General features: G+C 64.5%; 4 protein-coding genes and 1 pseudogene. All 5 read right to left on the bottom strand.

Annotation, left to right across the window (positions count from 1 at the left end):
* Nucleotides 1-488: pseudogene (locus AC1DMG_RS18660) on the bottom strand (cell division protein ZipA); the annotation flags it as partial.
* 9 nt (nucleotides 489-497) lie between these two features.
* Nucleotides 498-4,007: a chromosome segregation protein SMC gene (smc, locus tag AC1DMG_RS18655; protein WP_477180883.1), complete on the bottom strand. Its 3,510-nt coding sequence runs from the start codon at nucleotides 4,005-4,007 to the stop codon at nucleotides 498-500.
* Between the two features lie 268 nt (nucleotides 4,008-4,275).
* Complete coding sequence (locus tag AC1DMG_RS18650; protein ID WP_441602376.1) at nucleotides 4,276-4,527, bottom strand: BolA family protein; 252 nt, start codon at nucleotides 4,525-4,527, stop codon at nucleotides 4,276-4,278.
* A gap of 8 nt (nucleotides 4,528-4,535) precedes the next feature.
* Nucleotides 4,536-4,841, bottom strand: coding sequence for a YciI family protein (locus AC1DMG_RS18645; protein WP_477177560.1), 306 nt, complete (start codon nucleotides 4,839-4,841; stop codon nucleotides 4,536-4,538).
* Nucleotides 4,842-4,844: 3 nt separating this feature from the next.
* On the bottom strand, nucleotides 4,845-6,258 hold a 1,414-nt coding region (lysS, locus tag AC1DMG_RS18640), incomplete at its 5' end, for a lysine--tRNA ligase (RefSeq protein WP_477180882.1).

Genomic DNA, 6,258 nt, shown 5'->3' with positions numbered 1-6,258 from the left:
GGCTCCGGCTCGTGTACACGCGGGGCGGTCACCTGATCGGCACCCGTCGCCTGCGCCAGGCTCTGCTCGAATTTCTCCGGCGGTGCGCGCAAGGCATCGACAATCGATGCCGCCGCGCCCAGCGAGCGACCGACCGGCGCCGGCTCGACCCTGTCCTTGCCGCCCGCGAGCGTGGCGCCAAGGCGTTCCAGTTCCTCACGCAGACCGACATCCAGCTCGCCCTGATGGGGCTGCTGGCGGGCGTCGAGTTCGTCCATGCGGAAATCGTCGTGCGCACTGAAGGACGGCTCGGTAGAGATATCGCCTTCGGTACCAAAGGTCGGCTCGCGGCGTTCGCCCGAGGCCGTCACGATCACCCGTCGCTTGCCCTGCTCTTTCCTGGGCTGGCCAAACAGCCACAGTCCCGCCAGAACAATCAGGCCGACGATGAGCATGGGAACGCCAACGGCGGCATTCCAGGCAAAAGCGAGTACGGGTTGCACGGTCATATCAAATCCTCAAGCTGCTCCCGCAAGTTTAGCTGCTTCAGCCAGATCCACCTGCACGAGTCGCGATACGCCTGCTTCGCGCATGGTCACGCCGCACAGCTGGGAGGCGGCTTCCATGGTGGCCTTATTGTGACTGACGAAGATGAACTGAACTTTCTCGCTCATCTCCTTCACCATGTTGGAGAAGCGACCCACGTTGGCWTCGTCCAGCGGCGCGTCCACCTCGTCSAGCAGGCAGAACGGCGCGGGATTGAGGCCGAAGATGGCAAACACCAGCGACACCGCGGTCAGCGCCTTTTCGCCACCCGACAGCAGGGTGATGTTGGAAACACGCTTGCCCGGAGGGCGCGCCATAATTGCCACGCCGGTGTTGAGCAGATCGTCGCCGGTGAGTTCCAGGTACGCGTGGCCACCGCCGAACAGGCGCGGGAACAACTCCTGCACGCCGGCGTTGACGCGGTCGAAGGTTTCCTTGAAGCGCTGGCGCGTTTCGCGATCGATCTTCTTGATCGCCGCCTCCAGCGTCTCCATGGCGCTGACCAGGTCGGTCAGCTGATTATCCAGATACGTCTTGCGCTCGCTCTGCTCGGCGTGTTCCTGGATCGCGGCGAGATTGACCGGCTCCAGTCGCACGATCTTCTGGCCGATCTCGACCAGCTGCGTGCGCCATTGGCTGGCGTCGGCATTTTCGGCGAGCTCGGCAAGCAGCGGTTCCAGTTCGAGACCGGATGCAGTGATCGCCTCGGCCAACTGCTCGGCGCGCAATTGCAAGGCCTGTGCAGCAAGGCGCTTCTGCGACAGCCCTTCGCGCAGACCCTGCAACAACTGCTCGATGCGCTGACGCTCTTGCTCGAGGCGGCGGAATTCCACATCGCAGTCTTCCAGGCCGCGACGCGCTTCCACCAGCTGCTTGTCGACCAGCAGGCGCTGATCGAGATAGGTCTGGCGCTCGGCTTCCAGTTCGGCGATAGGATCGGTGCCCGCAGCCAACTGGTCCGCGATTTCGGTACGGCGCGCCTCGATCTGGCGCAGCTGGGTGTCCATGCGCGCCAGCGATTGCTCCAGCGAAGTCAGCGACGAACGCTTCGACTCCATCGACAGCGCCAGCGCGTGCGCCTGATCGGCTGCCTCGCGCGCATTCATGCGCGCTTCTTCGCGTGCTTCGAGCAAGGCGCGACGTTCGTTTTCCAGCTCGCGGCGCTGGTCTTCCAGGTCGCCCATATGGCCGACGGATTCATCCAGGCGCGCACGCGCATCGCGCGTCTGCGTCTGCAATTCATCGAGCTGGGTGATCAGGTCATTGAGTTCGCCGGTCACCTTTTCCGCGCGGGCGCGGGCAGTTTCCATCTTGCCGCGGTGGCTTTGCACCTGGCCTGCCAGTTCGGATTGACGACGGTGCGCGTTGTAGAGCTCGCGCTGTGCATCGTCGCGCGCGCGCTCGGCTTCGAACTTGCTCGTGCGCAGATCGTCGAGCGTGTTGGTGGCTTCTTCGATGCGCTCTTCCAGCGCCTGGATCTGTTCGGCCAGCGTGCGCAAATCACGCTCGCGCGCCAGCACGCCGACCTGGTTGCCCTGCGCGCGACGCACGCGCGCCCAGCCCGGACCCAGCCATTCGCCGCTGGCCGTCATCACCGACTGATACGGCGCCAGCGCCGAGAGACCGGCCACGATCCGGTGTGCGTGCTCGATGGAATCGGCGGTAAGCACGTGATTGAGAATGGTCAGCGCCGCCGCCGGACCGCGCACATGGGCCGCCAGCGTGCCTGCCGTGTTCACGCCACCGTCGGCGCCGTTGACCAGGGCCACGTCCGCATTGTCCAGCGCACCGAATTCAGTCGCCAGCGCGTGCGATTCGTCGACCAGTACGGCATCGAGAAAGCCAGCCAGAGCAGTTTCGACGGCCGTTTCCCAGCCCGCTTCCACTTGCAGCGATTCGCCCAGGCGGCGTGACTTGTCCAGACCCAGTCGCGCGAGCCAGCCACTGGCTGCACTTTCTTCCTGGCCCAGCGCCGCGTGCTGCAGCGCTTCCAGCGAGGCGTGACGTCCGCGCGCGGTCTGCAGCTGCTGGCGTGCCTCGTTGAGCGAGGATTGCACCTGGCGCTCTTCGTCCAGCACCTTTTCGTGCGCCGACTTGTGCTGATCGAGCAGGCTGCCCAGCGATTCGACGCGTTCGCGCTGCGTGTCGTGTTCGACCAGCAGTTGTTCGGATGCGGCGTCGAGCGCGGCGATGTCAGTGGCTTTCTGTTCGGTCTCCAGCGCTTCGCGGCGACGCGACAGGTCGATCGACTGGCGATCGAGGTAATTGAGCTTGGTGCGCTCCACTTCCGCGGCGCGGCTGGATTCGCCCGCCGTGCGGGTATGCGAATCCCAGCGCTGCTGCCAGTCGGCCAGCTTGGTTTCGGTATCGCGCAGCGACTCGGTGGTGTCGTCCTGCATCTGCTGCAGGGCTTCGAGCTTGGGTTCGCCCTCGGCCAGCGCCATGCGCAGCGTTTCCACCTGCGTGCGGTCGTTGGCGATGTGTTCGGCCAGCTCGGCGTGTTCGCGCTCGGTCTCGCCCTGCGCGCGCTGCAGTCGATCGGCGGTTTCGCGGTTGAAGCGCACCTGCTGTTCGACGCGGGCGATCTCGGCGCCGACCTTGTAGACCTCGGCCTGCACCTTGTTCAAATGGTCGGTGGCGTCGGTGTGACGCTCGCGCACCGTCTCCATCTGCGCCTCGAAATGGCGCTGCGTGGCGACGTGCTTTTCGATCTCGATCTCGGCAGCGGACAGGCCCGAGCCTTCGTTGTCATGCTGGCTCTTGAGGCCGCGGTATTCGAGCGCGCGCAGCTCGGCTTCCTTGCGCGTCTGGTCTTCTTTCAGCGCCTTCCAGCGTTCGGCGGCGCGAGCCTGGCGATTCAGGTGCTCGAGCTGCTTGTCCACTTCGTCGCGCACGTCGCGCACGCGGTCGAGGTTTTCGCGGGTGGACTTGATGCGGCTCTCGGTTTCCTTGCGGCGCTCCTTGTACTTGGAGATGCCGGCGGCTTCCTCCAGATGCGTGCGCAACTCGTCGGGTGCCGCCTCGACGATCTGGCTGATCATGCCCTGCTCGATGATCGAGTAGCTGCGCGGACCCAAACCCGTGCCCAGGAACAGATCGGTGATGTCGCGGCGGCGACAGCGCGCGCCGTTGAGGTAGTACGCCGACTGACCGTCGCGCGTCACCTGGCGCTTCACCGAAATCTCGGCGTATTGCCCGTATTCGCCCTGGATGGTGCCGTCGGCGTTATCGAAGATCAGCTCGACCGTGGCCTGGCCCACCGGCTTGCGCGCGTTGGAGCCGGAGAAGATCACGTCGGTGAGCGAGTCGCCGCGCAGGCGGCTGGCCGCGCTCTCGCCCATCACCCAGCGGATGGCGTCGATGATGTTGGATTTGCCGCAGCCGTTCGGACCTACGACGCCGGTCATATTGGTCGGCAAATGGAGCGTCGTCGGGTCCACGAAGGACTTGAAGCCGGCGAGTTTGATCGTAGTCAGGCGCATGCGGGCATCGGCGGCAAAAGTGGATAAGCCCGGGGGCGCCCGGGCGATGGGTCACTGTGCCAAACGCGAGGGGAAGCCGCAATGCGTTTTGGCCACAGGTTTCACTTTAACACTGGCGCATAAGCCAATGTTATAGAAAAGTTTTCTATTCGCCCTAGATCGTCATTCCTGCGAAAGCAGGAATCCAGCGCCTTCGGACGGTGCGTCTCAAGGCAAAGTCACTGGGTCCCAGCTTTCGCTGGGACGACGGTGAGGGAACCGGTTGCCCTTACTCGCCGGGCGCCTTTGCGTCGATCGACAGCGCGTGGATGCCGTTGTCCATCAGCCCGTGCAGGGCTGCGTAAACCAGGCGATGGCGCTTGATCGACATCTGGCCAGCAAACGCCGCGCTGACAATGCGCACGTGGAAATGCCCCTTCCCCTCGTTGGCATGGCCGGCGTGCTTGTGGCCCTCGTCCAGCACTTCGAGGGTCGAGGGTTCCAGCGCCTGCTGCAGGCGCTCGCGGATCTGCTCGACCATGGGCGCGCTCATGCCTGCGGCAGCGCTCTGATAAAGGGTTTGACGCTGACGCTGGCGTAGACGCCGGCATCCACATACGGATCGACCTTGGCCCAGGCCTCCGCGTCCGCCTGCGAGGCGAACTCGGCCAGGATCAGGCTGCCGGTGAAACCCGCCGGGCCCGGATCGGGCGAATCGATCGCCGGGAACGGGCCGGCCACCAGCAGGCGGCCTTCATCCAGCAACTTCTTCAGGCGTTCCACATGCGCCGGGCGCGCGGCCAAACGCTTCTCCAGGGAATCGGGCACATCCGTACCAACAATCGCGAACCACATGGATCAGGCCTCCGGGCGCATATAGGGAAACAGCAGCACGTCGCGGATCGACGCCGAACCAGTGAGCAACATCACCAGGCGATCGATGCCGATGCCCAGGCCGCCGGTCGGCGGCAGGCCCACTTCCAGCGCGCGAATGTAGTCGGCATCGAAATGCATGGCTTCGTCGTCGCCACCGACCTTGGCTTCCACCTGCTTCTGGAAACGGGCGGCCTGGTCTTCCGGGTCGTTCAATTCGGAGAAGCCGTTGGCCAGCTCCTTGGCGTTGATGAACAGCTCGAAGCGSTCRGTGATGCCGGGGTTCGTGTCGCTCTCGCGCGCCAGCGGCGACACTTCCACCGGGTGATCGGTGATGAAGGTCGGCTGGATCAGCGTGTGCTCCACCGTCTTCTCGAAAATTTCCAGCAGCAGGCGGCCCCAGCCGAAGCCGTCCTTGACCTGGCAGCCAAGGCGCTTGGCGTGCGCGGCCATGGCGTCGCGATTGCGCAGGTCGTCGCGCTTGATCTCCGGGTTCAGCTCCAGCACGGCGTCTTCCATGCTCCAGCGACGGAACGCCGGACCCACGTCGATCTCGTTGCCTTCCCACACCAGCTTGGTGGTGCCGATCACGTTCTTGGCCGTCTCGCGGATCACTTCTTCAGTGATATCCATGATCTCGGTGTACGTGGCGTAGGCCTGGTACAGCTCGAGCATGGTGAACTCAGGGTTGTGTCGCGTGGACACGCCCTCGTTGCGGAAGTTGCGGTTGATCTCGTACACGCGGTCGAAGCCGCCGACSACGAGGCGCTTGAGGTAMAGCTCSGGCGCCACGCGCAGATAAAGATCCATATCCAGCGCGTTGTGATGCGTCACGAACGGACGCGCCGTGGCGCCGCCCGGGATCACGTGCATCATCGGCGTTTCCACTTCCATGAAGCGGCGCGGCTCGGCTTCCAGCCACTTGCGGATGAAGCCGATGATCTTGGAGCGCTGCGCAAACGTGCGGCGCGCATCCTCGGTGACGATCAGGTCGACATAGCGCTGGCGATAGCGCTGCTCCACATCGGCCATGCCGTGATGCTTGTCCGGCAGCGGACGCAGGCTCTTGGTCAGCAGACGCAGCACATCCACCTTCACCGACAGCTCGCCCGTGCGCGTGCGCATCAGCGTGCCTTCGGCGCCGACGATGTCGCCCATGTCCCAGGTCTTGAACGCCTTGTACGTATCCTCGCCCACCGTGCCCTGGTGGATGAACAGCTGGATACGGCCGTTGACATCCTGCATCTGCACGAAGGCAACCTTGCCCTGGTCGCGCTTGAGCATGACGCGGCCAGCGACTTTCACGCGGCGAGCAAGGCCTTCGATGGCTTCTGCAGTCCACTTCTCCGTATCGGCAAACTCGGCCTGCAGATCGCCCGTGAACGCGTCGATCTTGTAG

This window comes from Dyella sp. 01N36, assembly GCF_056399745.1.
The sequence above is the reverse complement of the archived record's forward strand: the minus strand, read 5'-3'. Positions and strand labels throughout refer to the sequence as shown.